2 protein-coding genes are annotated in these 3,831 nt (G+C 64.1%); one reads left to right on the top strand and one right to left on the bottom strand.

What is annotated here, in order from left to right:
• Positions 1-232 precede the first annotated feature (232 nt).
• Positions 233-2,950, top strand: a complete 2,718-nt coding sequence (locus GY937_09350; GenBank protein MCP5056913.1) for a pyruvate, phosphate dikinase — start codon at positions 233-235, stop codon at positions 2,948-2,950.
• Between the two features lie 20 nt (positions 2,951-2,970).
• Here the strand turns inward: GY937_09350 and GY937_09355 are convergent, their stop codons facing one another.
• Positions 2,971-3,456 carry a Crp/Fnr family transcriptional regulator gene (locus GY937_09355; GenBank protein MCP5056914.1) on the bottom strand — a complete coding sequence of 162 codons (486 nt, stop codon included), beginning with the start codon at positions 3,454-3,456 and terminating at the stop codon, positions 2,971-2,973.
• Positions 3,457-3,831 lie beyond the last annotated feature (375 nt).

A 3,831-nucleotide genomic window follows, 5' to 3' on the forward strand; every position in this document is an offset into this window, starting at 1 on the left:
GCCGAGGCACGCCCCAAATTCTCGCCACGGAATGGGCATCGACCACCCAAAACGAAATCCGTCAGCGTCAATCGCCGCGCGGCACGCCGAAACCGTGGAAAGCCAGGTTCTCAGCCAACTTTCGTGCATAGTTCAGGCTAAACCGGGGACCAATGACCTATCGTTCGCGCCTGGAGTCGTGCGCATGCCGAGGGGGCATGTGTCCCGGGTCGAATGCGAGAGGAATAGAGCGATGGCGAATCACGAACGGTCCTACGTCTTTCTCTTCAACGAGCTCGATGAGCTCGAGAGTCGAATCGGCAATGACCGGGAGAAGGTGCGTGGCATGCTAGGTGGGAAGGGGGCCAACCTCGCAGAGATGACCCGCCTCGGCATTCCCGTGCCGCCAGGTTTCACGGTCAGCACGGAGGGTTGCAATGCCTTCCTTGCGGCGGGCGAGGGCTTTCCGGACGACATGTGGGAGGAAGCGCTCCAGGCGATCTCCGAGATCGAGAGCATGGCCGCGCGTCGGCTGGGTGACCCGGAGAGGCCACTCCTCGTTTCGTGCCGATCGGGTGCCAAGTTCTCGATGCCTGGCATGATGGACACGATTCTCAACGTCGGCCTCAACGACGAGGTGGCCGAGGGCATGGTTCATCTCACCGGGGATGCGCGCTTTGTCTACGATTCGTATCGGCGCCTCGTCCAGATGTTCGGCAACGTGGTCCAAGGTGTTCCCGACGAGCTTTTCGAATCCGTGATCACCCGGGCAAGGGAGCAGCGGGGCGTTGTCGAGGATGCACAACTCCTGGCCGAAGACTGGAAGGCCGTGACGGAGCGTTTCCGGGAGATCGTTCGCACAGATTCGGGTTCCGGGTTCCCCGAGGACCCGTTTGAACAGCTACGCCTCGCGACCGAGGCCGTCTTCAAATCGTGGAACGGCAAGCGTGCGATCGACTACCGGAATGCCGCACGCATTCCGCACGATCTCGGTACGGCTGTGAACGTCCAGGCGATGGTCTTCGGCAACATGGGCGACGATTGCGCAACTGGAGTCTCGATGTCGCGCAATGCGTCGACCGGCGAGCCGGAGCTCGAGGGTGACTTCCTGGTCAACGCACAGGGGGAGGACGTCGTGGCAGGGATTCGCAAGACCCAGCCTCTCGAGGAGCTGGAGACGGTGATGCCCGACATCTACGCGGAGTTCGCGGCGATCGCCCGCAAGCTCGAGGCGCACTACTGCAACATGCAGGACATGGAGTTCACCGTCGAACGCGGGAAGCTCTGGCTGCTGCAGACCCGCGACGGCAAGCGTACCGCCCAGGCCGAGGTGCGCATCGCAGCCGACATGGCTGGGGAAGGTCTCATCTCGCGGGAAGAGGCCGTGCGCAGGGTGAAGCCTGAGCAGGTCGACTTCTTCTTGCATCCCCAGCTCGATCCGGCGGCGCAGCGTGAGAGCAAGCCGATCGCCGACGGGCTGAACGTCTCTCCGGGAGCGGCCGTCGGCGTGGTGGCTTTCGACGCCGACACGGCGGAGCGTTGGGCTGCGGACGGCCGGGACGTCATCATGGTTCGTCCCGAGACCAAGCCCGACGATGTGCACGGGATGCTGGCCTCCAAGGGGATCGTGACCCTGAAAGGTGGACGCACCAGCCACGCCGCGCTCGTCGCCCGGCAGTTCGGAAAGCCGGCGGTGGTTGGGGCGGAGGATCTCGTGCTCGAGTTGGAGGAGCGTGAGTTGCGCGCGGGCGATCTGGTCATTCGCGAGGGCGATTGGTTGTCCATCGATGGAACCAACGGCCACATCTACGGGGGCGAGCTGTCCACCGTCGTTCCTGATCTCAAGAATCCCTTCCTGCTGAAGATCTTGGAGTGGGCCGACGAGTTTCGCCGATTGGGAGTGCGCGCGAATGCCGACTACCCGCAGGATGCGAAACGAGCGAGGGAGTATGGTGCGGCGGGCATCGGTTTGTGCCGCACGGAGCACATGTTCTTCGAGACGAGTCGCTTGCCGATTGTGCAGCGGATGATCCTCGCGAAGACCGCGAGCGAGCGATGTGATGCCATCGGTGAGCTGCTGCCCATGCAGCGCGAGGACTTCGCCGGTCTCTTCCGGGCGATGAGCGGTCTGCCCGTCGTCATCCGGCTGCTCGACCCGCCACTCCACGAATTCCTGCCCGCCTACGACGAGCTCATCCAGGATCTGGCCGACCTGAAGGTCCAGCTCCAGCACCACCACACGATGAGCGAGATCGATCACGCCCTCGAGGAGATCCGCACCAAGCAGGACTTCCTCGAACGGGTGGAGGCATTGCGCGAGGCCAATCCGATGCTGGGTACCCGTGGCGTGCGGCTCGGCATCCAGATTCCGGAGTTGACCCGGATGCAGGTGCGGGCGGTCTTCGAGGCGGCCTGCCTGGTGACCCGTGAGGGCGTCGCGATCGAGCCCGAGATCATGATCCCGCTCACGCACCACATTCGTGAACTCGAGGTACAGCAGGAGGCCCTCGAGGAAGAAGCAAGTACCGTCATGGAGGAGCAGGGTCTGCAGATCCCGTACAAGTTTGGGACGATGATCGAGGTGCCGCGCGCCGCATTGACCGCAGACGAGCTGGCCGGCCGTGCACAGTTCTTTTCGTTCGGGACGAACGATCTCACCCAGACGACCTGCGGCATCTCCCGCGACGATGCCGAGGCCGGCTTCTTGATGGCCTATATCCGCAGTGGGATCCTGCCGCGCAATCCCTTCGCCACGATCGATGCGGAGGGCGTCGGGCGGTTGATCGAGATCGCAGTCGAGAGAGGCCGCGCCGTCCGGCCGGATCTCGGGCTGGGGATCTGCGGCGAGCATGGCGGTGACCCGGAGAGCATCGCGCTCTGTCATCGGCTCGGTCTCGACTACGTCTCGTGCTCGCCCTTCCGCGTGCCGATCGCGAGGTTGGCCGCGGCACACGCAGCGCTCGATCAATAGTCAAGGCCAGGCCGTCGGCCTCAGTCGGGCTCGGGTGAACTCCCCGCGGCAACCTCCGCGCGAAGCCGCTCGGGCTCGGGCAGCACGATTCGGCGCTTTTCGATCCGCGCGAGGCGGCGTTCGGTCAGCTCACCGAGCGATTGATTCACGGTCTGGCGGCTGCAACCCACCAGGTTGGCCAGCTCGGTCTGGGTAAAGGCACTCTCGATGTGGATTCCGTCCTCGTGCACGCCGCCAAAATGATCGGCCAGCTCCAGCAGGATCCGGCCGAGGCGCTTCGCGGCATCGTCGAAGACCAGACCCTCCACCCGACGCTCGATATCCTTCATGCGGCTGCCCACCTGTCGCACCACCTCGGCTGCCACGTCCAGTCGTGACCCGAGAAGATTGCGGAAGACGTCGATCGGCAGCTTCCAGACGATCGATTCCTCGACGGCTTCCGCATGGCTCTCGCGTTCATGGCCGGTGACCACCGCCAGCTCTCCGAAGACTTCGCCGGCCAGCACGTAGCCGAAGGTCGTCTCGGCGCCGTGTGAGGCGATGCGAAAGATACGAACCCGCCCGGACTGAAGCAGGTAGACCGAACGGGGCTCGGTGCTGGGCCGAAATACGGTCTCCCCGGCGGAAAAGGTCTCGACGCGAGCGCGCTCCTCCAGCTGGGCGCGGTCCTCTTCCGAAAGCTGGCTCAGCCAATCGAACTCGTCGAGATGCCAGACGTTCGTAGCGTTTCCTCCGAGTCTGGAGGGGATGTCCCGTCCGCTGTTGATCTTCTCTGAGCGGCGGCTCCGGTTTGAATCCTAGGCGACGCGCTTTGCAGTCGCCTCTTCGCTGGTTTCGGACACGGTGAGAGCTCGGACGAGCTTCTCGATGTCGCGCCACCC

The organism is bacterium (assembly GCA_024228115.1).
Classification (GTDB): domain Bacteria; phylum Myxococcota_A; class UBA9160; order UBA9160; family UBA6930.

Coding starts and splice junctions, on each gene's coding strand:
- GY937_09350 (MCP5056913.1), top strand. CDS start 233: ATGGCGAATCACGAACGGTCCTACGTCTTTCTCTTCAACGAGCTCGAT.